Origin of the sequence: Acidithiobacillus sp. HP-11 (genome assembly GCF_015100075.1) — a bacterium.
Classification (GTDB): Bacteria; Pseudomonadota; Gammaproteobacteria; order Acidithiobacillales; family Acidithiobacillaceae; genus Acidithiobacillus; species Acidithiobacillus thiooxidans.
Genome location: NZ_JACKYY010000001.1, coordinates 1 through 24924, shown reverse-complemented (window position 1 = coordinate 24924; position 24924 = coordinate 1). Strand labels below are relative to the sequence as shown.

The following is a 24924-nucleotide window of genomic DNA, read 5'->3' as shown; positions in this document are numbered from 1 at the left end:
CTGGCGTTTGTGAATGCCCACCAGCACCCCCGGCAAATTAACACCCTGACATAACGGAGAAAAGTGAGTGACTATTGCCCCCTGTTATCTGCTTCCGCAAATGCCCGAATCGCTCAGTGGTCTGACGGAGCTGGCGCTGGATCTGCGCTGGGCGTGGAGTCATGCCGCCGACTCCCTCTGGGCCGAAATAGCGCCAGAACTTTGGGAGCAAACGCGCAATCCCTGGTTAATTTTACAAAATATCAGTAGTCAAACCTTGCAAGAATTGGCGCAAAATCCAGCATTCATTGAAAAGCTCAAGGCTTTTAGTGCGCAGCATCAGGAGCAATTAACCCAAAGCAGCTGGTTTGAACAGAATTACGCCCAGACTTCCTTCCGGCAGGTTGCTTATTTCAGCATGGAATTCGGCCTCTCCGAGGCCCTCCCCATATATTCTGGAGGGCTGGGAATCCTGGCCGGCGATTGCCTGAAAACTGCCAGTGATCTGGGTATCCCGTTGCTGGGTATCGGTCTGCTCTGGCAACAGGGCTATTTTCGCCAAACGCTGGATGAAAACAGTCGGCAACAGGAATTTTATCCCTATAACGATCCCACCCAGATGCCGGTTACCCCGGTGCGGGACAACGAAGGAGAATGGTTGCGCCTGCAACTCCCCTTCCCTGGCCGAAAAGTCATATTACGCGCATGGCAAGCCCAGGTAGGCCGGGTAACCCTGTATTTGCTGGATAGTAACGATCCCCTGAATACTCCGGCAGATCGAGGGATAACCGCTGAGTTATATGGAGGAGGCCCGGAAACCCGCTTGCAGCAGGAAATCTGTCTGGGCATCGGTGGCTGGTTGTTATTGCGCCGTCTGGGGATTCAACCCGAAATATGCCATCTCAATGAAGGGCATGCCGCATTTGCCATTCTGGCCCGCGCATACAGCCATATGCAGGATCATGGCACCCAGTTTGAATGTGCCCTCAATGCCACTCGGGCCGGTAATATTTTCACAACCCATACCCCCGTATCTGCTGGTTTTGACCGTTTCCCGGCAGAATTAATGACGCGTTACATTGCGGGAGCGCCAGAAGCTTTTGGTGTCGATGTAGAAACCATCCTGGCGCTGGGACGGGAAAATCCCGATGATCCGCAAGAACCATTTAATATGGCCTGGCTGGCGATTCGTGGCAGCATTATGGTCAACGCCGTCAGCCGCCTGCATGGAGAAGTCAGCAGACGCCTGTTTCAACCACTTTTTCCACGCTGGCCTGCGGACGAAGTTCCGGTAACCCATGTCACCAATGGTGTGCACATGCCCTCCTGGGACTCTGCTGAAGCAGATGCCTTGTGGACTTCCTGCTGCGGTAAACAGCGCTGGCTGGGTGACTTGCAAAACCTCGCAGCAGAATTCCGTAAAACACCCGATAGTTTGATCTGGGAATTACGCAGCAAAGGCCGTCAGCAGGTCATTCATTTCGCGCGACAACGGCTTCAGCAACAACTGGCGCAGGCGCACGCGCCGCTGGAGGAGCAAGAGCGTGCTGCGTTGGCTTTGGACCCTAATGCCCTCACGATCGGTTTTGCACGTCGCTTTACGGCCTATAAACGTCCCAATCTGCTCTTGAGTAATCCCGACAGACTGAGGCAATTACTGACCAATCCACATCGCCCGGTACAACTACTCATTGCCGGAAAAGCTCATCCTCGGGACGAAGCGGGCAAAAAAATGATTCAGCAGTGGACCTTGTTTATTCATCAACATCCCGAGCTGGCCAATCATATTGTCTTTATTGCCGATTACGACATGCTGGTGGCCGAGCATCTGGTTCAAGGCGTCGACTTATGGATTAATACGCCGCGTCGCCCCTGGGAAGCCAGCGGGACCAGTGGCATGAAAGTGTTGGTTAATGGCGGACTTAATTTATCCGAACTGGATGGCTGGTGGGCTGAAGCCTATTGTCCGGAAACGGGCTGGGCTATCGGTGATCGCGCCGAACATGATGATGATCCACAATGGGATATTCAGGAAGCAGAAACTCTCTATCATTTATTGGAAAACGAAATTGTGCCTCTTTTTTATCAGGATCGCGATGCCAGCGGCTGTCCGCAGGCCTGGATTCAGAAAATTCGCGAAAGCATGAGTCGGCTTACGCCCTTATACAGCAGCAATCGAATGCTCCGCGATTATGTCTCGACCCTATACGAACCCGCTGGACGCCTCCTCGCCGATCGTAGCGAAAAAAGTCGAATTGAGGAAATCTGTAACTGGCAAAAAAATATTCGCCACCACTGGCCCCTTCTGCATTTTGGCGATCTGCATGTACGTACCGAAAATAATCGCCATTATTTTGAACTGCATGTTTATCTGGACGATCTGGATGCTGAATCTATCAGCGTGGAACTATTTGCCAACCGAAGTGACCAATATCCTTTAGAAGTGGTTCCCATGCAGCGTGGTGAAGCACTGAGTGGAGCAGTCAACAGTTACAATTACACGTTGGACATCCCTGCTGATCGTGACTTGGCAGACTACACTCCGCGCATCATTCCTTGCCATCAAAATTGCCTGGTGCCCATGGAGAGTGCGGAAATACTCTGGTACCGTTAAAAGGAACAAAAATTGAATCCCAACATTCCTGATCTACAAAATATTATGGAAACCGAAAAGAAAATGTTCGGTAAATATTTGGTTCCTGTAGCTATCTTATTAATCATTATCGGGATATTTGGAATTTTAAGCCCAATTATTCTTTCTGCAGTCACCGATGGCATTATTGCAGCCATGCTGATTATTGCCGGATTCACCTGGATTGCGCACAGCATCCAGATGCACCAGCATCAAATGGCTGACTGGCTGAAACCCTTACTGCTTTTTATCACTGGGGGCATCATGATTGCCTTACCGAAAGCAGGAATTGCGGCAATTGGTTTGATGTTCGTTCTGTATTTCATCATTGATGCCTACCGAAATTTCACGCAAATGAAAATCTATCCGGGACATGGTCGGGGCTGGTCCATTTTTAGTGGTATTATCGACATTTTCATTGCCCTTCTCTTCGTGGTCACCTGGCCTCGGGGTTCATTGATCCTGGTCGGCATATTTGTCGGCGTCAACTTGATATTTGATGGGATCATTCTGCTGATGTTGCGCAATGTAAAACCTGGATAAACAGTATATTGCACAAATTTTAGGCAATCAGTAATCTTTTTTTATTTTATTCATTTGCGGAACGTCCAATATCCGTGGACTGGATTACGGAAAGTTTGTGCCCACAGATAACTCCGTGCGCAGAGACTTTCCCAGCCATTCCTGACCTCTCTTTGTAGACGTCGCCAGAATGGCCGCGATGATCGGTGCTCCGCAGACCAACCGCGCTCTTGAATAATGGATGGCAGCTTCACATCAATAGAAACCAGAGCAGGTTCAAGAACCAACATGCGCAATCCATGCAACCAGTATTGATCCATCACCTTATCTACTGCGTCACGCATTTTTTCAGTATGTTTAAGTAGTACCTTGGCGGCGTCTGGTCGTATCAGATAGGCAGCGGTTCCCTGTGGCTGTCGAACATAACGCATCAGTCGAAATTCATTATTCACGCGAAGATATAGCTTACCTTGTCGATCCCAACGTTCACTCATCAGACGCAAAATATCCCACTCCCCAGCAGTATCCATGGCGAGCGCAATTTTTCCAACAAAGTTGGGCCCTAGCACTACATCATCCTCAAGAATACACCAAGCCACATCATCTGATTGTGCGCATTGTTGCCACAATGAACGGTGACTCATAAAACACCCAACTTCGCCCGGGGTCATTTCATATCCGAAATATTTTTTTCGGTACGTTTGATCATAAGAATTGGGGTAATCAGCAATGTGTCTAGGCGCACAAGCTTCAAACAAATTTAAATGTACCTGCAAACGCCTGGCTTCTGCTGAAATATGATGACGGCGTTCAGGGTGACTCGCCATGGAAATCACATGAATGGGAGGCATACATTTCTTCAAAGAAACGATCATTCCCCCCGTTTTGATGTTCATACTGTTATTCCTAACCATAAATCAACCTCTTCAGGAAGCTTCCTCGCCGTTTCCAGTGATAATCGCTTTCTGCATCGAGCTCTTCAAGAATACTTTGGTAACGTTGGTATTCTTCATAACATGCCGCCCATAGTACCCACTGGGCGACACTTTCATTTTGTTTTATGGCAGTTAGAATATGATATATTTTATCGAGTAATGGTAGCATATTTTTGGCATATTCTTCATCATTAAGCGCAACGGAATGATGTCTTAGGGATTGACTTAAAAACTGTTCAACATAAATTTTGAGTTTATTATCGTCTATGGAAAGTGCCAGATGTAAAGAGATTTTTTCCAGAACAAGTGCTGGCTGTTCCAACAAATCATCATATGAAATAAAAACGTGAGGATAATTTTTAATATGCGGTAAAAATGGTAAGGTATATGCCGCCCACATCAACTGGCCTCTCGTAAGGGAGATACCATTGCGCTTTTGCAGCGATAGCGCCACCGCATAAGGGTGTCGTAGGGCGACGACAAACTGAAGATTAACCCCTGACTGTTCTGCAGCATGCAGCCAGAAAGGCAAAACTCTTAAAGTTCTCGGATCTTTGAATCCCCACATGGTGTATTGATCCGCGCGATTGATCAATAACTTCTCCGCCTGATCATGGAGATCTTTCAGCGCCGCACCTAAAAAAAGAGCTTCCGGGACAATCCGGGTGTCATTCCAGGCAATATTTAAACGTTCAAGAACTTCCTTGTTGATGCGCAAAACCTCGGCATCTTCCCAGTAGCCCCTCGGATTATCTTCACCGGGCGCAATCAAAGCATCCCCCATGTTGAGCCCCAAACACTCCAGACCTTTGGCAATAGCACTTGTACCACTTCTATGCATGCCGATGACCGTTACGATACTTCTCTGAATTGGTTGGCCGCTGGGAGCATGCTCCAAAAACTCATCAATCACTATATAACCTCTTACATGCTGTAACGTTTTATACAAAAAGCTCAACAAACATATGGTCCACCTGAAAACAGGATAAAGTCCCAGTTTTCAGCGCTCATTGTAAGGTCTCAAGGCCTCTCCAGATAAGACATGGCCGTAATAAAAATTGTTAAGAAATATGAAAATCCATTTTTATAGAACAAACGAAGTTTGGTTTATAAAATATAAAAGAATTCGTATATGCTTATAATGACCTGGAAACGTGTTATGTGTTAGTTTAACAAGACCATATTACAAATAGAGAGGATTGAAACATGTTAATGAACATTATTGTTTTTCTCATCGTCGGTGGAATCGCTGGCTGGCTGGCCGGATTGCTCATCAAAGGCCGGGGGTTTGGCATTATCGGAGACATCATTGTCGGCATCATCGGTGCTTTCATCGGTGGATTCGTCCTGACGACGATTGGCTTGATTGGTCTTTTTGGGGCGGGCATTATCGGTGCCATTATTGTTGCCTTTATTGGTGCCATTATTCTTTTGTTTATCGTTAAGCTCATCAAAAAACTCTAAAAAATAAAACGTTATGAACATCATGCTGATTCTGGCTGGGCTGGTTATTTTGGGCGCGGCCAGCCAGTGGCTGGCATGGCGGGTCAAACTACCCGCCATTATATTTCTTCTGGGTATTGGCATTATTGCCGGCCCGGTCACCGGCTGGATTCAACCGGACCAGCTATTTGGCCCTCTCCTGTTTCCCGGTATTTCTTTAGCAGTAGCCGTAATACTGTTTGAGGGCGCGCTGAATTTACGCCTGCGAGAACTGGGCGGTCTCGCCTCGGTCATTCGCAGAATGGTCAGCCTGGGGGCCATCAGCAGTTGGCTGATACTGGCGGTAGCTACTCACTGGATTGCGGGCTTTAACTGGACCATGGCAATCCTCTTTGGTGCAGTTGTGGTGGTTTCCGGACCCACCGTCATCGGCCCGGTGTTAAGGGCAGCCAGACCCAATGCGCGTATCAGTAATGTATTAATGTGGGAGAGCATACTCATTGATCCCATTGGGGCCTTGCTGGCCGTTCTGGTTTTCGAAGCTATTATTGCCCATCACGGCTCCACTGGACTCAATTCTGCCGTTGAAGTTTTTCTAAAAATGCTTGGTGCAGGTGTTGTTTTAGGAATTTTAGCTGGTCAAAGCCTGGGATGGTTACTCAAAAAAAGAGCTATCCCCGATTATCTGCATGGCGTAGTGGCCTTGGGTAGTGTTTTTATTATTTTTGCTGCAGCCAACCAAATCGCCCACGAATCCGGACTACTTGCTGTCACCCTGATGGGTGTATGGCTTGCTAATATGCGCGATATCCCCTTGGAAAATATTCTTAATTTCAAAGAAAGTCTCTCTATTTTATTAATCTCCATTCTTTTCATTCTCCTCGCTGCGCGCCTGAATCTGCTGGCCTTGAAAGAAGTCATCATCTCCGGCGTACTGCTCACGCTGGTTATTCAACTGATCGCCCAGCCTGTCAAAGTGTTACTGGCTTACGATGGCAAGGAACTGAACTGGAAAGAAAGATTCATGACCGGATGGATCGCCCCGCGCGGAATTGTCGCAGCAGCAGGCGCCCCCGTATATGCCGGGCAATTGGAAGCACTGAATTATCCCAAGGCCCACTTGTTTGTGCCTCTGACTTTCGCATTGATCATTGTCACCGTACTCCTGGCCAGTTTTACGGCACGTCCCATGGCAAGGCTTCTGGGTGTCTCTGAAAAAGACCCTCGTGGCATTCTTATTGTGGGGGCCAACGCATTTGCCATCGCCGTTGCTGGAAAACTCAAGGAATGGGGGTTCCGGCCACTTTTGGTGGATGATGAATATCGGCAAATCCAGGCGGCACGCATGGCAGGACTGGATACTTTTTTGGGTAGCCCGGTTTCAGAAGCCGCTGATCGTCAACTCAACCTGATTGGATTTGGTTATCTGCTGGCTCTATCCACCGATGCCGCCCGTAATCTGATCGCCTCACTGCGTTATGATCCCGAATTCGGTCATCGTTCTGTGTTTACCCTGGCCGATGGCAGCAGTCGCAAAACCAGTGCCCGTAACCGCACGGCAAAACAACATAGACGTCTTCATCTTTTCAGTGAAGACGCTACCGCTGGTTCTTTGCTGGATAAAATGGAAAAGGGCTGGACCCTGAAAGCAACTGGCCTGACTGAGCAGTTTGAATGGGCACAATACCAGCAACAATTTGCTGCAGGCTTTCTGGCATTATTTGTACTGCATAAAAATGGAAAACTGCAAGTTATAAACAGTGACCAAAGCCAGCCTGAACCGCGTGCTGGCGATCAGATTCTGGCTCTGGTTGCACCTGACGTAGCTCCCACTGAAGATGCCCACTAACTCCTCACTACCTGATTCTCCATGCCTGGGATTTTGCACTACCGCTCTGGGCGATGACGTGTGTAAATCCTGCGGTCGAACTTTTGAAGAGGTTTGCCAGTGGATAACTATGACACCTGAACAGAAAGCGGCTACCTGGAACCGCATTCGCAACAATGGCTGGTGGGATCAGCAGAGAAAAGCCAAGGGTCTATAATCAGAGTGCTGGTTGCATTAATATAATACATTATTATCATTTGCTTATAGTGACATTCCGCATTTCTCATGATAGTCTTTACTGATAGACCGTGTATTGACAAAAGCTTCCTATCCAAGCGGAGTCGAAAGTCCATTGAAATACCCAGAGAAGCGAGATGAATTGGACGCCCAGACTATACAGGAAATTTTAAACAGTTTCCCCGCATTGGAGTTATTACAGCAACATCCGATACCCCATGCACTAACACACAACAGAAAGTTACTATTTGTCAATAAATCCGCTGTTAAACTTTTTGATGGAGATAATTCAGATCATTTTTTGGGCAAGGATATCACTTCTTTTATTCATCCTCTAGATCATGGACGCATACTTAACCGTCTTGAGATACTCAACGATGAAAAAACTAAAAACAACCCTACAGAAGCACGTGTTTACACGCTCAATGGCAAAATCAAACACATCATATCTGTCAGTTCATTAATAGAAATTGCCGGGCATACTCTGGTTCTGGCGGCCGCTACCGAGCTCAGTGAAGAAATGGGACATGAAATCAGCCAATCTGAGCAGAATTTTCAGCGTCTTTTTGAAAATATGCTCGACGTTTTCTATCGAACGGACAGTGAGCAAAACCTGACCTTGGTGGGTCCCGCAGCCTTAGGTGTTTTAGGTTATTTACCTGAAGAAGTTATTGGCCTCCCTGCTTCCAGCTTCTATTTTGATCCACAAGCACGGGCAAATATTGTCACCGCCGTTAAGAAACATGGGAAAGTTCAAAACTTCCCGGCACGCCTGAAACATAAAGATGGGCATATTGTGGATGTCGAAATTACCAGCAGCGCAATTTATAGTGAGGATAAGCAGTTTCTGGGTATGGAAGGCCTGTTCAGAGATGTGAGCGAACAGGTCGTTATTAAGGAAAAGCTACATCGACTCGCCACCATTGATGAATTGACCGGCATATTGAACCGTAGGGCCTTTCTGGAAAAAGCCAATCACCTGATCAAGCATTTGCGTAGACAGCCAGAATATAGCCTGCTCGCCGTGATTGATCTGGATAAATTCAAACCCATCAATGACCGCTATGGACACTTGAGCGGAGATCGTGTTCTGAAAGTCTTTGTATCACTCTTTAAGGAGACCCTTCGGGAAACAGACGTTTTTGGTCGCCTGGGTGGAGATGAATTCGCGATCATTTTCAGAAAGTGTACGATGACAGAAGGCTTGGAAATCCTGGAACGAATCCAGGAAAAAATGCAGAAAATCAGCATTAGACTCTCCGATAATGAAGTTTCCATCTCAGCCAGCATCGGCTTGACCGAGTTGCATGAAGAAGACCTGCCATTTTCTCTGGCACTGGCCCGAGCAGATCGGGCTCTTTATCAGGCCAAACAGAATGGCGGCGCCCATGTCGCAATGCTTTTATCATGATCAGGATAATGAAAACACAACGGACTGGCCGGGTCTGACAATCGGATCTGCCCAAGCATATTAGCATCAGCTAAAACTTGCGTCCGCCAAAAAAAACCTGTATAACCTATGGCCCTTGCAGCTATGTGGTTATTTTGATTTGAAAAAACTTTTTGTGGTCGCAGTGACGGCCGGATTAAGCTTCTTGTTTATTATTGCCCCGCAGCCTTTGCAGCGCAGTATCTCCGGACTCCCTGCAAATATAGCTCTAATGAAACCAAGAATAACTTTAAGCAGTTCTCGAAGCTCACACAGTTCCCAACCACAATCTTCTGCTGCTCTTGCCAACCCCCTGACGGGACGTGCATGGCAGAAGCTCGCTGGCGTCTACAGTAAAGATGTACTGTATGCTTCCAATCAAACCGGAGTTTCCCGCAAATTGTTGGCCGCCGTGATTCATGTCGAAAGTCGTGCAAGTAACGTCGTCAGCTATGCTGGGGCTGTTGGTCCTATGCAGCTCATGCCCGGCACTGCCTGGCGCATTCTCCATGTCAATCCGTGGAAGCCTCGCCAGAATATTGTGGGGGGGGCCCGCTATTTGCGCCGTCTGCTCGCGATTTTCCATGGACACCTTCGCCTGGCACTGGAAGCCTATAATGCCGGACCCACCACAGTGGCCCAGGGGAATATTCCAATACCGGCAAAAGTTTATGCGCGTCAGGTGATGGCACTGGCGGCTTGAGATCGGTCTGTACGCCAGCCTATGTTAACATTAATATTTATTGTTAACTTGATCAGGAGAGGACCTTGCCAGAAAACAGTCAGTCAAACAGCAATTTCACTATCTGCATGGGTCACGATGAATTATTGATTCGTAACCGCTACGAAACCATCAGCATCGCCAATGATTTCATGATCGGCATATTATTTCTGATAGGCAGTTTCTTTTTCTTCTATCCTTCCATGGAAACGGCTGGCGTCTGGCTTTTTGTGATTGGCAGCGCCGAACTGTTAATAAGACCAGTGATCCGGCTCGCCCGCCATATTCACCTACAGAAACTACCCAGTGGTAGTTGGGATATGTAGCTGCCCGTTCAGCGAGCGGGCCGCAAATATCGCGCAATACTTTGCCGCGCAGTGGCTTGCGCGATCAGTTCGTCATAATTCTCAACCCGATCACGAGCCCATGCGCTGGCATGCTGCTCCGTTTGTTGAATAGTGTTTCGCGCGTATAAGCCTCTAAACTGCCAGATAGCCAACCAGAAACATAAGGTGGCAACTCCTGCGTCAAGCAGCCTGGGCATCATTGCCAGAGGAACCTGCATGAGCACAACATCCAGAATCACACAGAGAAGAAAAGCCGTAACTCCCAGACGCCATCTTCTGCTGCGCTTGGGAGCTGTAGCACGCCCCAGTTCTCTGGCCAGGAGCGCTTGCCTCCATTCCTGGGGCTGTTGAACCAGCGCCGGGGATAAAAATACCGCTCCGGTAATGGGGTCGTGCACAGCACTCACATTATCCGCCAGCGAGCTGTAAAAAACCGGGGTATGCTCGCCCCCCAAACTATCACGCAAGACGGACAACCGGGGATCACGGCGCAGCAAATCCTTTAGAGACATTATCGACTCCTGATTCAGCAAAAAAAACCTGCCGTTTATCGTCGGCATGCTGATACATCAGCAAGAAACATTCCAGACGGGACCGAGTGCATTTCCGACATCGCTTTCTATTAAGTTGCACCACCATAATGCAAATGCACTATATTGGTGCGCACGACTGCTCTCCATTAGCGCAATGAACGCCCCTTGCCAGCCCGCTTACCGCGACAAATCTCCAGGCGATTTTTACGAATAGGGCGCGGCAAAGTCTGTCCCTCGGGATGAGTATAAAGGCTTTGCAAATGGGCTTGGGGGGCCAGTGTCATCAATTTGACCCCCTTCCCTTTCGGCAGGCTTTTGATTTCTGCCAGCGGAAATATCAATCCCGCATAATCTGAAGAAACGCACAATATTTCTGCAGACAGATCAGAAACAGGAAGCAGCGGCAAAGGATACTCATCTTTATCCAGAGACAGGAAAGCTTTCCCGGCACGATTGCGCCCGGCCATGTTTTCCAGTGCAGTGACAAAGCCATATGCACCACTGCTCGCTACCAGCCACAAACTGTCGGCCGGACCACAAGCCGCCGACTGAAGGGAAGCTCCGGGCTGAAAATCTACCTGACTGGAGGCGGGGACCCCGTCCCCACGGCCACCGGGAATCTGACTGACTGGAACAGAATAAGCGCGACCGGTTTGATCCAGCAATACCAGATGGTCTACAGAGCGTACTTCAAAAACCTGCAGGAGCTGGTCGCCTTCCTTGAAGTTCAGACTCTCCGTGGCAATACCATGTCCGGCCCGACTGCGTAACCAGCCTTTGCGAGACACGATGACCGTCACTGGCTCATCGGTCACAGCGGCCACAATAGTCTGAGCAGATTTACTGGTTATGGCGACATCGGCTTCCAGCAAAGTGCGCCGGTCATCACCAAACTTCTGGGCATCGGCGTTGATTTCCTCAACCAGCAAGGCTCTCAGGCGATCTTCGTGCGCCAGCAGGCCAGCCAGATAATCGGCCACATCCCGCTTGTCCTTGAGTTCTTTTTCCAGTTCGATGCCAGCCAGTCTGGCCAATTGCCGCAAACGGATTTCAAGAATGTCTTCGGCCTGAATTTCTGTCAGAGCAAAGTGCTGGATGAGGTCGATTTTGGGATCATCGGACTCCCGAATAACCCGGATAACGGCATCAATATCCAGAAGAACCCGGAGTCGTCCTTCGAGAATATGGATACGCGCCAAAGTCTTGTCCAGACGAAACTGGCTACGGCGGCGAACGGTGCGCAGACGATAAGTTACCCACTGCCGCAAAATGGCCGTTAGCGGCAGACAGGGTGCGCGGCCTTCCAGGTCCAGCACCGTCAAATTGACAGACTGATTGGATTCAAGCGAAGTGCGCGCCAATAAATAGGTCATCAGTTGCTGGGGGTCCTGATTCCGGGAACGGGGTTCCACCACAATACGCACTGCGTGATCCTTGCCGGACTCATCGCGCACCGTATCTATCTGGGAAAGCATGGCCGTTTTGGTGGACTGCTGCTCAGGCGTCAGGGCTTTTTTCTTGCCCTCACCCCTCGGCTGAGGATTGGAGAGATTTTCTATTTCCGAGAGCACCTGTGCCGTGGAAACGCCTGGAGGCAGTTCATGAATACTGATGCGCCACTCACCCCGCGCCAGCTTTTCCACTTCCCAGCGGGCCCGCACCCGAATACTGCCCCGCCCCGACAGATAAGCTTCACGAATTTGTTCGGGTGGCGAAATAATCTGCCCTCCCCCGGGAAAATCCGGGCCGGGTATCTGCGCAAGAATAGCGTCATTCGACGTCTCCGGATTTGCTGCCAACTGCGCGCAAACGGCCGCCAGCTCGCGCAGATTATGGGGCGGAATTTCTGTAGCCATGCCGACAGCAATGCCGGAGGCACCATTCATCAACAAAAATGGCAGGCGTGCAGGGAGAGTCACCGGTTCTTCCAGGGTACCATCATAATTACTGCGGAAATCGACGGTGCCCTCATCAATTTCACCCAGCAACAACTCGGAGATGGGGGTGAGATTGGCTTCGGTGTAGCGCATGGCTGCAGCAGAATCACCATCCAGAGAACCAAAATTACCCTGTCCATCCACCACGGGATAACGCAAGGTAAAATGCTGCGCCATACGCACCATGGCATCATATACAGAACTGTCCCCATGGGGATGCCACTTGCCGATCACCTCACCCACCACCCGGGCAGATTTGACGTGTTTGGGAGAACGCTGCAGGCCCATATCGCGCATGGCATATAAAATGCGTCTTTGCACCGGCTTTTGTCCGTCGGCAAGTGCCGGAATGGCGCGCCCGGTCACGACGCTCATGGCGTATGCCAGATAGGCTTTGGCGGCATATTCCGCAAGAGGTGGCGAAGGGTCCTCGGGGTTCCCCCCCTCTGCAGTCGGCAGCGGGGGCTCGTTTGGCGGGCTGGATGCCGGCTCAGGATTCAAGCCATCAAACAAATCCAGTGTATTACTCATGCGGGATTCCTTCCTGAACATCTACCACAGCTATCTCCTCAAATATCCAGATCGGCCGTCCAGCCATCTCTTTCCATCCATTCCCGACGCCCGCCCGCCGACTGTTTGCTCATGAGTAGACTGAAGCGTTCATGGAGAGCAGCCTGATCAGATAGCGACATGGTCAAGGGCACCAGGGAGCGGGTGTCTGGACACATGGCCGTTTCCCAGAGTTGATCTGGATTCATCTCTCCCAGGCCCTTGAAACGCTGAACCGAAATAGCCGATTCCTTGACGCCTTCAGCGCAAAGACGATCAATGGCTACATCCCGATCGGCTTCGGCTTCACAATAGATTTTGCGGGCCTTGCCGCGCCAGGTAGCATCTACCCGATACAAGGGTGGCTTCACCACAAATACATGATCACGTCTGAGCAATGCCGGAAAATGGCGCAGAAACAGCGTTAAAATCAGCACCTGAATATGACTCCCATCCACATCAGCATCAGAGAGAATCATGATTTTGCCATAGCGCAACCCCGCCAGCACCTGCTCAGGATCCGCCGCGACACCATGCGGCTCAATACCCAGTGCCACGGCCATATTGTGTACTTCCTGATTTTTGAAAATCAGGTCCGCATCCACCTCCCAGGTATTCAGCACCTTGCCCCGGAGCGGTAATAGCGCCTGATATTCTTTATCACGCGCAGCCTTGGCTGAGCCTCCCGCCGAATCACCTTCTACCAGAAACAGTTCATTGCGTTGAATATCCTCACTTTCGCAATCGGTCAGCTTGCCCGGCAAAGTCGCTAAGCCCGAGCCTTTCTTGCGTTCTATTTTTTGCGCCGCGCGACTACGCAGTTGTGCGCTCTGAATAGCCTGCTCGACAATGGCCCTGCCCGCCTCGGGATGGCTGTTCAGCCACAAATCCAGAGGATCGCGAATGGTCTGCACCATAAGCTTATAGGCTTCGCGACTGGTGAGTTTATCTTTGGTCTGACCCTGAAACTGGGGATCAAGAATCCGCCCGGAAAGCACCAAAGCCATTTTACCGGTGACATCATCCTGCACCAGCTTCAGCTTGGCCGGCACCAGACTGTGGTGCTCCATAAAGCTGCGCACTGCTTCAAAAACACCGGCGCGGAAACCCGATTCATGGGTTCCACCATCGAGCGTGGGAATCAGATTGACGTAGGTTTCCGGACGTGGATTACCCTGGGCACTCCAACACAACGCCCAACTCGCCCCCTCTCCCTGAGCGAAACCATTACTATCATCATGTTGATACATTTCACCTGCAAAAACCGGGGTAATAGGCTCTGCTTCCGCAAGCATTTCTCCCAGATACTCCGCCAGGCCGGAATCATACTGCCAGACCAGCGCCTCCTGCTCCGGTAAATTCAGAATCACCTGCAAACCGGGCAGCAAAATAGCCTTGGCACGCAGTAAGTGCGTTAACTCCCGGATGTTGACTCGAGCAGAATCGAAATAGCGGGGATCCGGCCAAACCTGAACCCGAGTCCCATGACGGCGGGCCTGACTGTTTTCCACGCGGGTCAGGGCTTCCTGAAGCTTACTGTCCACAAAGCTCAAACGATAATGACCATACCCACCCCCTTGCGGATCCCGGGTATGAATTTCCACCAACAAACGGCTGGACAGTGCATTGGTAACTGCCACACCCACCCCATGCAAACCGCCCGAAAAGCGGTAAGCCGAAGACTTGTCAGTCTTGTCGAATTTCCCCCCTGCGTGCAGGGTAGTAAAGGCCAATTCTGCTGCAGGACGCGTCTCTCCTGGAGGAATTCCTACCGGAATCCCCCGACCATTGTCCTCGACGACGACCGACCCATCACTGAGTACGGTGACTTCAATACGGGTCGCATGTCCGGCCAGCGCTTCATCCGCAGAGTTATCAATGAGCTCCTGAACCATATGTGTCGGACAGGTGGTACGCGTGTACATACCCGGGCGCAAACGCACGGGCTCCAGTCCCTTAAGGACAGTGAATTGTTCAGCACTATAGTTCAAAACAGTAGGGCTCCTTAATCATCGTGTCCCAAATTCAGTTCGGACTGACTACCGGGCCCATCATAAACGGATTAATGACTTTGAGCAGCATGTCAGCAGGATTCATCAAATTGTCATATTTCTCCGTTATCATCATGTCGAGGTCGAGGGGATAAACTGCAGAGCATCTTCGCCCTGCAAGTCATTCAGCAAACGGTTAAGGCATGACAACAGGCAAACTCAGAATCGCACTGATCACCGAGACTTACCCTCCAGAAATCAATGGAGTAGCTCTTACCTTAGGGAAGGTTGTTGAAGAACTCCGGGCACGCGGTCACGAAATTCAGGTCATTCGACCCCGCCAATCTGACGAGGCTGCTCAGGAAGGACTGGTGAAAGCATTCCCTCTATTTTTTTATCCTCAGGTCAAATTAGGTTGGACCCATCCAGGCTATCTGACTGACTGCTTCCAGACCTGGCGCAGTGAGGTGGTACACATTGCCACTGAAGGACCTTTGGGTTATTCGGCACTCATCGCTGCGCGCAAACTGGGTTTGCCCGTTGTGACCAGCTTCCACACCAATTTCGACCAATACTTTTCGTTTTATGGGATTCCTGCCCTACGCCACATAGCGCGTCTCTATTTACGTCATTTTCATAATGCGACCCCGCAAACGCTGGTACCCAGTCAGGGTACTCTGCAGCGACTCCATCACCAGGGATTTCTGCATTTGCAGCAATGGGGGCGCGGGGTAGATACGCAGCGCTTCAATCCGCAATGGCGTGATGAAAATATTCGTAAGGATTTGGAACTGGGCGATGAAGATTTATTACTGCTGTATGTTGGGCGTCTGGCGCGGGAAAAAAACCTGCCGCCCCTGCTCGCAGCCTTTCGCAAACTGAGCAGGAACCACCCCCGGGCTATCCTCGTTCTGGTCGGTGATGGCCCGCTACGCAGTGAAATCGACCATTACGCCAACAAACGGATTTATTGTGCGGGCATGCAAAACGGCATGAATCTCGCTCGCTGGTACGCCAGTGCCGATTTGTTCTGCTTTCCATCCTGTAGTGAAACCTTCGGTAATGTGGTACTTGAAGCACAGGCCAGCGCCTTGCCCATCATTGCCTATGACTGTCCGGGCGTCTGCGAACAAGTCATTCATGGCGAACATGGTCTGCTGCTTCCGCGTGATAGCGATCTGGAAACAGCTATGCAAACACTCTATAGCAATCCCGCTGAACGCCAGCGCTTGGGCAAGGCCGGACGCCTGCGTGCGGAGTCACAAAGCTGGACACGCAGCTTTGATATTCTCGAAGCCACCTATCAACAACAACTTTCAGCCCGCTGAATTTTTGGATATTCCATGCGCATTCTCATGATTTCTGATACTTATTTTCCACGCATCAGCGGTGTGGCCACTTCCATTCGCAGCTTTCGCCAAGGATTGGAGTTGCTGGGACACGAGGTCGATTTACTGATTCCGGATTATGGCTCCTGCACATCTGAGGAATGCGGAATTTACCGTATTCCGGCACGAAATATTCCTTTTTTCCCCGAAGAACGACTGATGCAACCGCGCGCATTATTGAAAATAAAAACCGGTCTCAAAGCTCGCCACTACGATATCCTGCATATCCAGACACCCTTCGTTGCCCACTATCTGGGGAATCATCTGGCGCGGAGTTTGAAATTGCCAGTCATCAGTTCCTACCATACCTATTTTGAAGCGTATCTCGGCCACTACTACGGAAAAATCCCCGGTCCGCTGCGTAAAGCTATGGTGCGCATTCCATCGCGCCAGCAATGTGCAGCTATAAACGGATTAATTGTTCCGTCCCAAGCCATGGCTGAAGTTCTCTGGGATTATGGTATCCGTACACCGACAAGAGTGATTCCCACCGGCATTCGCATCAATCATCAGACCCATAATACAAGTCATCGCCAGGATTTTAGAACGCGCTATAATCTGGACCAAAATTGTCCTGTCCTGCTGTACGCAGGACGCATGGCTCCCGAAAAAAATATCGGACTGCTTCTGTCCATGTTAAAGCAGCTCAGACAACAATTTCCCGATATTCTGCTGCTACTTGTTGGTGATGGGCCAGCCAGATCAAACCTGGAAAACGAGGTGCAATCAAGCCAATTGGCGCAAAACGTCCGCTTTTTGGGTTACCTTGATCATGTTGCTGAATTACCTCAGGCGTATGCGGCTGCAGACCTGCTGGTTTTCGCATCGGAAACGGAAACACAGGGTATGGTATTACTGGAAGCCCTCGCCGCAGGACTGCCCATTGTTGCCGTTCCAGCCATGGGTGCGGCAGATGTTCTCCGCAGCAGTTTAGGCACCCGATCAGCGCCTGCCGAAGCCAATACGTTCGCACGAACTTGCGCGGAACTTCTCGCCGATGAAAATTTACGTCAGCAATTATCCGATGAGGCCCGAAAGCTCGCCCAGGATTGGGCAGAAAGCGCCATGGTGGCAAAACTGGCAGAATTTTACCGAGAGACCATTAACGAAAACAGAACTAAGCAAAAATTATGATATCTGCACATTCAACATGCACATACATTGCCTCAGTATTTCAATTGAGCGCTACCTGATTGCACCTTGCGGCAACACCAATACATATACTCCATTTTATTCTTCATCAACCCAGTCAATAACATACGCACAGCCACCTGACTGCGCACACCGGAAGAAAGCCTTTGACTGCGAGTCACCTGAACAAGCGTCTCACAAGCCCCACAATCGCCCGATGCAAATTCGACTAACATGGTATCTCGCTTCATAACTTTGATAGTTGGCATAATAAAACGTATCCCGGTAGGGCTAAAATCTGCGATTTCCCCCTCAAGCTGCAGACCATCTTTACAAGATATTTTAAGCGGCTCTATTATATTAATTCGCGAATATTTTCGCACTGATCGCTTATAAACAGCTAATGGCGCGGCAACTATCGCGAGGTTATCAGAATTGTATAAAAATTTCGCGAAAAAAGCATAAATATTGTTACCAGATCCAATAATTACCATAATTCTCTCATTATCATTAACATGATTTAGCCTCTGGGAAACACTAAATTTTAGAGAAATAGTACTTGAACTCACGCTATAAAGACTACACAGCTGGCCGGAATCCGCTTCGGCGGATGAAAATACGATTACTTCACCCGTCTGCATGGCACTGAGAAGAGTAACTGGATCTTCTTGTACTATTTCCTGAAAAATTTTCTCAATTACTTGCAGATACTCTCTAAATGTTTGTCCGGCACGGGGAGGTAAAATGAGACTCAGATCATTTGTAGCGCTCTCAGAGCTAGCCATATGCTTCATCCAGCACAAGTGACTTTGGCAACTGACCTACTCTTTTTCCCTGCCTGAACCATTCTTTTATCGAGATAAGCTTTGAACTCTTTACCAAATTCAGGATGCATGAGTGCAAACTCGACAATGGCCTGGAGGTAACCAAACTTATCGCCACAATCAAAGCGCTGTCCTTCAAATTCATAACCAAGCACCTGACGCTCAAGAGCCAAACGGGCAATGGCATCCGTCAATTGAATTTCACCTCCAGCGCCCGAAGGCAATTCTTCCAGAAGGTCAAAAATTCTTGCAGGAAGCACATAGCGGCCCACCACCCCTAAATTGGAAGGAGCTGACTCAGGCGCTGGTTTTTCGACGATTCCGCCGATACGCACAATTTGTTCTTCCTGACCCAATGATGCGATTATTCCATAACGACTGCATTCTTCCCTCAGAACCTGTTGAATTGCTAATATAGCCGTCTGATAACGGCTATATTGTTCTTTCATCTGTAAAAGCACCGGCTTTTCTGAAAGAATCAGATCATCCGCCAAGAGCACCGCAAAGGGATTATCGCCAACCACATCACGAGCCATGAGCACCGCATGACCAAGGCCTAGAGCCCGAGGCTGGCGAAAAAATGTCGTGGTCACACCACGCGGTACAATATTCTGAATTTCCTTCAGTAGAGCTGTTTTACCGCGCTTTTCAAGTTCTGTTTCCAGCTCATAGGCGACATCAAAATGGTCGGCAATAGCACGTTTGCCCCGCCCCGTTATGAATACCAGACGATCACAACCTGCTGCCAAAGCCTCTTCTACGGCATATTGAATCAGCGGTTTGTCCACCACGGGCATCATTTCCTTAGGAGTTGCTTTTGTAGCAGGAAGAAAACGGGTACCCATGCCTGCGACAGGAAAGACTGCGGTCCGAACAGATTTTTTTCCACATCCGGAGCATGTTTCTGCATGACACACCTCATTTTTGCATGGTCAAAATTTTAGTTACCAAGCATTAGCAATTCTTATACCATGCAAAGCAAATGGTGTACTTCACCGTCCCTCCTTCTAAAAAATCCTCCATAGACAGATGCCAGACGTAAAACATGTGATACATATTTATTCTCAGAAAAATATTTTTGATTAAAACCAAAACAGTAAATAAACCCAAAACTTTAACAAAATTGGAACACGCTATCCCTGTGAAACAGGTTTTGTCTGCTTTTCGTGCGTAAAACAGCAGGCTATACTGAGTGCGGGGGGCTTGTGCTGGCCCCGCAGACAGCCAGTGGATCCAATCACTACCGGAGAATATATGAATACTGAACACCAAGACTTGAAAGCAGAGTTTCCTGAACTGTCTGAACGGATGGATCAGCTTCTGGCCGAGGAAGGCCATTTTGCCCGGCGTTACGAAGAGTTCAATGAACTGACCGCGCAAATTGAGCACATTGAGCGCAATGATGCGGCTAGCGGTTCACAAAGTCTGGAAGAAATGAAGAAAAAACGCCTGCTCCTGAAAGATGAAATATATCGTATGCTTACTTCGGATTAAGCTTACACATACCCGAAGAAATAATACCCGCCATCTACACATGATTTTAGTTGATAAATCCTGGAAGCAGCCGTTGGCGCAAAAAGCTTAACGGCCAACGGCCGTTTCTAGGTTAATACTGCGTTTTTTCTTTCCACCATTGGGTCAGCAGATCCACATCCACCACAACGCGTGCACCCGCTTCGCGTCCCTGCAGAATCTGTGCGGGAGCCTGGGGCTCGCCGAGTTGATCAAGCACCCGCAGAGCCGCTGAAAAATCCTGGTTTTGAGTATATTCCGTTTGCGTAATCACCGTATCCAATCCGGCAGAGACGGCAGAACGCAAGCCATTTTCCGAGTCCTCCAAAGCCAGGCAGTCCGCAGCCGGAAAACCCAATTGCCGCAGTACATACAAATAGATATCCGGAGCCGGCTTTTTGTGCGGCACAATATCGCCGGCGCCAATGGTCTGGAATCGGCCCGGTCCATCTTTACCCAGGGTGCTTTTCAGCAAGGAATCCACATTGGCCGGGGTAGTCGTGGTCGCTATGGCTATGGGTAGCCCGACCTCTCTGGCAACATTCAGCAGGCGTTCCACGCCGGGGCGCAAGGGTAAAAGACCGGCTTCCATCATCTCCACATAAAAACCAGTTTTCTGCTTGTGGATTCGGGCAATATCCGCATCACTAAGCTGCGGATATTCAGGGTGATCATTCAAAAAGCTGCGCAAGCGCTCCTTGCCACCGGTCACCTTCAAATAATATCCGTAGGTAGGGACATCCCAGTCAAAGGGAAGATCTGCAGCAGCAAATGCCTGGTTGAAAGCCACACGGTGAGCATCCCGCTCGGTATCAGCAAGAGTTCCGTCCACATCAAAAATCAGGGCGCGCAAGGGCATAAGCTTTATTCCTGGTACAGAGTTGAAGGAGCCGGCATTGTAAACGCAAGCTGCAAGATTGCCAAAATGGCTGATCTCTGTTAAACGTATGCGGATTTATTACAAGGACAGGAAGATCACATGGCAGACCAAGCCTCTCAAAATGCTGGCATCAGCCCCAAAAATGTTCAGCAATATACCGCATTTGTTCCATACGAACCGAAGCCTGACGAAGAATACATGAACGACGCGCAAATCGCTCACTTCCAGAAAATTCTGGAAGACTGGCGCGGCGAACTCATGGCTGAGGTCGATCGTACTGTGCAACACATGCAAATGGAAAACGTCAACTACTCGGATCCCAATGATCGCGCCAGTCTTGAAACCGACATGGGTCTGGAATTACGGGCAAGGGACCGCGAACGCAAACTGATTCGCAAAATTACCCAGGCTCTGGGTCGCATCAAGGAAAATGAATACGGCTATTGCGAATCCTGTGGTGTGGAAATTGGTCTGCGGCGTCTTGAAGCCAGACCAACGGCCACGCTTTGCATTGATTGCAAGACGCTTGAAGAAAAACGCGAAAAACAAATGGCGCAGGACTGAAAAGTTTTATTTTCGGAGTAAGCAGAGCGCAGCGCCCCCCATCGGGGCGCAAACCCACGGGGCCAGATAATAACCGGGAATGCACAACAAGTGCCCGGCTTCATCCCACAGCAGGGGAATATTTGCTCGCCATTCGGGTGGTATGCCAGCCTCCAGCATGATGTTTTTTACCGTTCGATGCTGTCCGTTAGCCATCCGTGACCGCTCACCGTTTTGACGGCGCCGCCAATATAAATTAGCCTCGGCACACTCCGCGAGCAAAGCATGACTGACTCCTTCCCCAGACCCTTGCGCCAGTAACCGGCATTCCCAGCCGCGAAAAGGAAGGGGCCGGGAAATATCCCAGCTACCCTCTTGCCAATTATCATCAAACTCCGGGGCACGACTTAAATAGAGGGTTTTCCCCTGAATCCTGCAGGCACCCCCCTCCCATTGAATGCTTTTAGCTGTAGCGGTCATCAGTGCGTCCTGAAGGACTTCCAGACGCGCCCGGGAGGGTAATGGACATTGAAGACGTTGCAGCCAGCCCCGCAAAAACATCCTTTGCCGGGTTGGAGACAGGCGCTGCAAAAAGCCCAGAGACAAAGCGTCTTCCTGCAAGCCAGGATGGTCTGACTGGTGCCGATCCCAATACAAGGTAAACCAGTCATCGACGAGTTCGTGAACATCGCCCAGATTTTCTGCCGTTCTGGCCACAGTGGCCACAGCGTGCGGCCAGCCGAGGTTTTCGAGCAGAGGTAACAGCTGCTCACGGACACGGGTCCGGTCATAACGGGGATCCTGATTTGCAGGATCGGAAATATAGGGGATTTTCTTTTCCTGGAGGTAATCCAGCAGTGCCTGTTTGGGAAACTGCAAAAAAGGACGAAGCAACACCCCTGCCCCCAGGGGTTTCTGCCGGGGCATGGCAGACAGTCCGGCAATACCCGTACCCCGCAATAACTGCAGGAAAAAAGTCTCGGCCTGATCTTGCTGATGTTGAGCGGTCAGCAGATAGTCCCCGGCCTGAAGCTGCGCCGCCAGCAACGCATAGCGACCGCGACGCGCTCGATCTTCCGGGCCTTCTCCTGAAGTTTCTGGAGGTAAATGCAGCACCGTACAGGAGACACCCAGGGCGCTGGCCTGCGCGACGCAGAAACGCGCCCAGTCCGGGCTCTCGGCGTGCCAGCCATGATCTACATGCAAGGCCCGCACAGGACAACCCAATGCCACTAGGGCGACCAGCAAAGCGGTTGAATCTGATCCGCCACTATAGGCCACAAAAAACGGGCGCTCCCGAGGCAGGAGCTCCCACTTCTGGAGAATGTTCTGGAGCCTTAGCTCCAGATCAGGCCGCGCCGACCACTCCATAATGCATCAGGCGTTCATAACGGGTGGTCAGTAATTTACTGGTATCCATCGCTTTCAGTTCATCCAGATGCTGGGTAAAACGTTCCCGGACCAAAGTGAAAACGGCTTCCGGATCACGATGAGCACCGCCCAGAGGTTCAACCAGGACTTCGTCTACCAGTCCGAGAGACTGTAAACGGCGAGCCGTAATGCCAAGGGTTTCTGCCGCTTCCGCAGCCATTCCTGCATCTTTCCAGAGAATGGACGCACAGCCTTCCGGTGAAATAACGGAATAAACACTGTATTCCAGCATCAGCATCCGATCACCCACGCCAATGGCGAGTGCGCCGCCAGACCCGCCTTCGCCAATGACGGTACAGATGATGGGAACGGCGAGATCGGACATAACCGCCAGATTCCGGGCAATGGCTTCACTTTGGCCGCGTTCCTCCGCACCGATTCCAGGATAGGCACCGGGCGTATCAATAAAAGTGAATACCGGTAATTGAAAGCGTTCGGCCAAACGTAAGAGGCGCAGCGCCTTGCGATACCCCTCAGGGCGCGGCATACCAAAATTACGCTGGATTTTTTCCCTAGTGTCACGCCCTTTTTGATGTCCCATCCAGACAATCGGCTGATCATTGAAGCGGGCCAAACCGCCGATGATGGCCTGATCATCTGCAAAAGCGCGGTCTCCGGCCAGAATTTGCACTTCACTGAACAGAGCCTGCACATAATCGAGGGTATAGGGGCGCTGGGGATGGCGCGCCACCTGCACGGTCTGCCAGGCACCCAGCTTACTGTATATGCGCTGCAGCTCTTTGCGGGCCTTCACTTCAAGGCGCTTGATTTCATCGGCGATACCGGGCTGATTCAGAGCATGCAACTCTTCTACCTTGGCTTCCAGCTCTGCTACACCCTGTTCAAAATCCAGATAACTGATTTTCATAGGTACTCCTGAACAATCTGAAAACTTGCCTCAGGCGGGACGCCGGGTCTTGCGCTGTCCACGTTCCAGAGGAATCACATTATTTACCAGCGAAGTGGCAGCACGGTACGTCCACTGCCATTGATATCCCTCGGGCATATGCGCCTGCAGTGCCGCCAGGGCTTCTTCACTCGCCACAAAACTTAAGCTTTCCGGAACTTTTAACAGCACCTGCAGGTCATTGTCCACCGGTAAACGCAGGAGCAGACGCACAGAGCCCGGATATTGCTGAAGCCAGTCACGCAAAAGCTCGGGAGCCAGCGACTCACCCTGAGGAATTTCCACGGTCAATTGTGTTGCCAACTCATCACGAGCCCGCTGGCGATCCAGCACCCGCAGGGCGCTGAGTCGCAGACCACCGGAATAGCTGTCTTCGCCGACCTCACCCAGGACCAGCACGGGTTCTTCCCCTTCTCCGATTTTTCCCGCCTGGGCCCAGACTTCGGCAAATACCACGACCTCCAGACGCCCTACACCATCATCCAGGGTCAGAAAATAAATACGATCGCCCCTTTTGGTACGGGTGCTGCGCCGCGCCACCACCAATCCGGCAACCAACATAACGGTTCCCACCACAATATTGCTCAACGGCTGCACACCCAGCTCGGCGAGTTCCACACGGAGATCATCCATGGGATGACCACTGAAATAAAAGCCCAGGGTTTCCCGTTCCTGACGCAGTATTTCTGTGGATGTCCACAGCTCAGCATGACTAATAGGGGGGGCGACAGGTAATGCTTCCAGTCCGTCAAAAAGGGACTCCTGCAGACTGGCCCGGCTTTGCTGAAATTGGGCGGCTGCTTCAATGGCGTTTTCCAGAGAAGCCATCAGATCCGCTCTGGATACCTGCCAGTCATCCATGGCACCGGCTCGAATCAAGGCCTCCAGCGCGCGGCGATTGATTTTCTGGCTATCTACCCGACAAAGCAGGTCAAAGAGGCTCTGGAATGGACCTTCCCTACGTGCTTCCAGAATACTCTGAATCGCCGCTCGTCCCAGGCCCTTGATCGCCCCCAGACCAAAACGGATATCCTGCCTGCCTTCGGGTTTAAACTCCAGACCACTGCATTGCACGCTGGGCGGGGCAATGCGCAGTCCCATGCGCTGACATTCGGTAATCATCGCCACGACCTTGTCGGTATGGTCCATATCCGCAGTCAGTACTGCCGCCATGAAAAACTGGGGATAATGGGCCTTGAGATAAGCTGTCTGATAGGAAACAGAC

General features: G+C 50.5%; 23 protein-coding genes. 12 read left to right on the top strand and 11 right to left on the bottom strand.

All coding sequences use genetic code 11. The annotated features are described in order from the left end of the window. Positions 1–67 precede the first annotated feature (67 nt). Both glgP and H7F08_RS00110 read left to right on the top strand, forming a co-directional pair. The gene (gene glgP, locus H7F08_RS00115; protein WP_193639619.1) at positions 68–2593 is read left to right on the top strand and encodes an alpha-glucan family phosphorylase; all 2526 of its coding nucleotides are present in this window, start codon (positions 68–70) and stop codon (positions 2591–2593) included. Between the two features lie 12 nt (positions 2594–2605). Continuing rightward, complete coding sequence (locus H7F08_RS00110; RefSeq protein WP_031570048.1) at positions 2606–3154, top strand: HdeD family acid-resistance protein; 549 nt, start codon at positions 2606–2608, stop codon at positions 3152–3154. Between the two features lie 50 nt (positions 3155–3204). Here the strand turns inward: H7F08_RS00110 and H7F08_RS00105 are convergent, their stop codons facing one another. After that, positions 3205–4029, bottom strand: a complete 825-nt coding sequence (locus tag H7F08_RS00105) for a glycosyltransferase family 25 protein (protein ID WP_193639618.1) — start codon at positions 4027–4029, stop codon at positions 3205–3207. Between the two features lie 10 nt (positions 4030–4039). Further along, complete coding sequence (locus H7F08_RS00100) at positions 4040–4981, bottom strand: sulfotransferase family protein (protein WP_193639617.1); 942 nt, start codon at positions 4979–4981, stop codon at positions 4040–4042. Between the two features lie 299 nt (positions 4982–5280). Between H7F08_RS00100 and H7F08_RS00095 the strand changes: the two genes are divergently transcribed. The 6 genes from H7F08_RS00095 to H7F08_RS00070 all read left to right on the top strand — a co-directional run bounded on the left by H7F08_RS00095 (position 5281) and on the right by H7F08_RS00070 (position 10052). Continuing rightward, positions 5281–5532, top strand: coding sequence for a GlsB/YeaQ/YmgE family stress response membrane protein (locus H7F08_RS00095; protein ID WP_010638842.1), 252 nt, complete (start codon positions 5281–5283; stop codon positions 5530–5532). A 13-nt stretch (positions 5533–5545) separates the two neighbouring features. Next, on the top strand, positions 5546–7360 hold the full coding sequence (locus H7F08_RS00090) for a cation:proton antiporter (protein ID WP_142086340.1): 1815 nt from the start codon (positions 5546–5548) through the stop codon (positions 7358–7360). Further along, entirely contained in the window at positions 7350–7556 is a 207-nt protein-coding gene (locus H7F08_RS00085; RefSeq protein WP_010638840.1) for a DUF1289 domain-containing protein, read from the top strand. Before H7F08_RS00090 ends, H7F08_RS00085 begins: the two co-directional genes overlap by 11 nt. A 135-nt stretch (positions 7557–7691) precedes the next feature. Then, complete coding sequence (locus H7F08_RS00080; RefSeq protein WP_226831249.1) at positions 7692–8987, top strand: diguanylate cyclase; 1296 nt, start codon at positions 7692–7694, stop codon at positions 8985–8987. Between the two features lie 139 nt (positions 8988–9126). Next, complete coding sequence (locus tag H7F08_RS00075; RefSeq protein ID WP_010638838.1) at positions 9127–9708, top strand: lytic transglycosylase domain-containing protein; 582 nt, start codon at positions 9127–9129, stop codon at positions 9706–9708. A gap of 65 nt (positions 9709–9773) precedes the next feature. Further along, complete coding sequence (locus H7F08_RS00070) at positions 9774–10052, top strand: YrhK family protein (RefSeq protein ID WP_010638837.1); 279 nt, start codon at positions 9774–9776, stop codon at positions 10050–10052. A gap of 8 nt (positions 10053–10060) precedes the next feature. Here the strand turns inward: H7F08_RS00070 and H7F08_RS00065 are convergent, their stop codons facing one another. The 3 genes from H7F08_RS00065 to H7F08_RS00055 all read right to left on the bottom strand — a co-directional run bounded on the left by H7F08_RS00065 (position 10061) and on the right by H7F08_RS00055 (position 15083). Further along, positions 10061–10585, bottom strand: coding sequence for a hypothetical protein (locus tag H7F08_RS00065; RefSeq protein WP_193639616.1), 525 nt, complete (start codon positions 10583–10585; stop codon positions 10061–10063). Positions 10586–10752: 167 nt separating this feature from the next. After that, entirely contained in the window at positions 10753–13074 is a 2322-nt protein-coding gene (gene parC / locus H7F08_RS00060; protein ID WP_193639615.1) for a DNA topoisomerase IV subunit A, read from the bottom strand. A 38-nt stretch (positions 13075–13112) separates the two neighbouring features. Further along, on the bottom strand, positions 13113–15083 hold the full coding sequence (locus tag H7F08_RS00055; protein WP_193639614.1) for a DNA topoisomerase IV subunit B: 1971 nt from the start codon (positions 15081–15083) through the stop codon (positions 13113–13115). A 203-nt stretch (positions 15084–15286) separates the two neighbouring features. Between H7F08_RS00055 and H7F08_RS00050 the strand changes: the two genes are divergently transcribed. Next, positions 15287–16411, top strand: a complete 1125-nt coding sequence (locus tag H7F08_RS00050; protein WP_193639613.1) for a glycosyltransferase family 4 protein — start codon at positions 15287–15289, stop codon at positions 16409–16411. Positions 16412–16426: 15 nt separating this feature from the next. Continuing rightward, on the top strand, positions 16427–17605 hold the full coding sequence (locus H7F08_RS00045; RefSeq protein WP_193639612.1) for a glycosyltransferase: 1179 nt from the start codon (positions 16427–16429) through the stop codon (positions 17603–17605). A 32-nt stretch (positions 17606–17637) separates the two neighbouring features. Here H7F08_RS00045 and H7F08_RS00040 read toward each other — a convergent pair whose 3' ends face one another. Together H7F08_RS00040 and galU are read right to left on the bottom strand one after the other, a co-directional pair. Further along, entirely contained in the window at positions 17638–18387 is a 750-nt protein-coding gene (locus H7F08_RS00040) for a PilZ domain-containing protein (protein ID WP_010638829.1), read from the bottom strand. Positions 18388–18392: 5 nt separating this feature from the next. Beyond that, positions 18393–19271: a UTP--glucose-1-phosphate uridylyltransferase GalU gene (galU, locus tag H7F08_RS00035; RefSeq protein WP_193639611.1), complete on the bottom strand. Its 879-nt coding sequence runs from the start codon at positions 19269–19271 to the stop codon at positions 18393–18395. 409 nt (positions 19272–19680) lie between these two features. Here galU and H7F08_RS00030 point away from each other — a divergent pair, with 409 nt between their 5' ends. Then, positions 19681–19920, top strand: a complete 240-nt coding sequence (locus H7F08_RS00030) for a YdcH family protein (RefSeq protein WP_010638825.1) — start codon at positions 19681–19683, stop codon at positions 19918–19920. 112 nt (positions 19921–20032) lie between these two features. Here the strand turns inward: H7F08_RS00030 and H7F08_RS00025 are convergent, their stop codons facing one another. Continuing rightward, on the bottom strand, positions 20033–20797 hold the full coding sequence (locus H7F08_RS00025; protein ID WP_193639610.1) for an HAD-IA family hydrolase: 765 nt from the start codon (positions 20795–20797) through the stop codon (positions 20033–20035). Positions 20798–20917: 120 nt separating this feature from the next. Between H7F08_RS00025 and dksA the strand changes: the two genes are divergently transcribed. After that, positions 20918–21382 (top strand): RNA polymerase-binding protein DksA, encoded by a 465-nt coding sequence (dksA, locus tag H7F08_RS00020; protein WP_024893481.1) that lies wholly within the window; start codon positions 20918–20920, stop codon positions 21380–21382. A 6-nt stretch (positions 21383–21388) separates the two neighbouring features. On the opposite strand, the gene tilS is transcribed toward dksA, so the two are convergent. The 3 genes from tilS to H7F08_RS00005 all read right to left on the bottom strand — a co-directional run. After that, positions 21389–22732 (bottom strand): tRNA lysidine(34) synthetase TilS, encoded by a 1344-nt coding sequence (tilS, locus tag H7F08_RS00015; protein WP_226831247.1) that lies wholly within the window; start codon positions 22730–22732, stop codon positions 21389–21391. Continuing rightward, entirely contained in the window at positions 22710–23660 is a 951-nt protein-coding gene (locus H7F08_RS00010; RefSeq protein WP_193639609.1) for an acetyl-CoA carboxylase carboxyltransferase subunit alpha, read from the bottom strand. The genes tilS and H7F08_RS00010 overlap by 23 nt, the downstream gene beginning before the upstream one ends. Before the next feature lie 30 nt (positions 23661–23690). Further along, positions 23691–24924 (bottom strand): OB-fold nucleic acid binding domain-containing protein (locus H7F08_RS00005; protein WP_413541253.1); only part of this gene is annotated, 1234 nt, incomplete at its 5' end.

Excerpts from the sequence above, each read along its gene's own strand:
- H7F08_RS00030 (WP_010638825.1), top strand. The coding sequence starts at position 19,681 with ATGAATACTGAACACCAAGACTTGAAAGCAGAGTTTCCTGAACTGTCT.
- H7F08_RS00105 (WP_193639618.1), bottom strand. The coding sequence starts at position 4,029 with ATGAACATCAAAACGGGGGGAATGATCGTTTCTTTGAAGAAATGTATG.
- parC (WP_193639615.1), bottom strand. The coding sequence starts at position 13,074 with ATGAGTAATACACTGGATTTGTTTGATGGCTTGAATCCTGAGCCGGCA.
- H7F08_RS00085 (WP_010638840.1), top strand. The coding sequence starts at position 7,350 with ATGCCCACTAACTCCTCACTACCTGATTCTCCATGCCTGGGATTTTGC.
- H7F08_RS00065 (WP_193639616.1), bottom strand. The coding sequence starts at position 10,585 with ATGTCTCTAAAGGATTTGCTGCGCCGTGATCCCCGGTTGTCCGTCTTG.
- H7F08_RS00010 (WP_193639609.1), bottom strand. The coding sequence starts at position 23,660 with ATGAAAATCAGTTATCTGGATTTTGAACAGGGTGTAGCAGAGCTGGAA.
- dksA (WP_024893481.1), top strand. The coding sequence starts at position 20,918 with ATGGCAGACCAAGCCTCTCAAAATGCTGGCATCAGCCCCAAAAATGTT.
- H7F08_RS00040 (WP_010638829.1), bottom strand. The coding sequence starts at position 18,387 with ATGGCTAGCTCTGAGAGCGCTACAAATGATCTGAGTCTCATTTTACCT.
- H7F08_RS00090 (WP_142086340.1), top strand. The coding sequence starts at position 5,546 with ATGAACATCATGCTGATTCTGGCTGGGCTGGTTATTTTGGGCGCGGCC.
- H7F08_RS00050 (WP_193639613.1), top strand. The coding sequence starts at position 15,287 with ATGACAACAGGCAAACTCAGAATCGCACTGATCACCGAGACTTACCCT.
- H7F08_RS00045 (WP_193639612.1), top strand. The coding sequence starts at position 16,427 with ATGCGCATTCTCATGATTTCTGATACTTATTTTCCACGCATCAGCGGT.
- H7F08_RS00025 (WP_193639610.1), bottom strand. The coding sequence starts at position 20,797 with ATGCCCTTGCGCGCCCTGATTTTTGATGTGGACGGAACTCTTGCTGAT.
- tilS (WP_226831247.1), bottom strand. The coding sequence starts at position 22,732 with ATGGAGTGGTCGGCGCGGCCTGATCTGGAGCTAAGGCTCCAGAACATT.
- H7F08_RS00095 (WP_010638842.1), top strand. The coding sequence starts at position 5,281 with ATGAACATTATTGTTTTTCTCATCGTCGGTGGAATCGCTGGCTGGCTG.
- galU (WP_193639611.1), bottom strand. The coding sequence starts at position 19,271 with ATGGGTACCCGTTTTCTTCCTGCTACAAAAGCAACTCCTAAGGAAATG.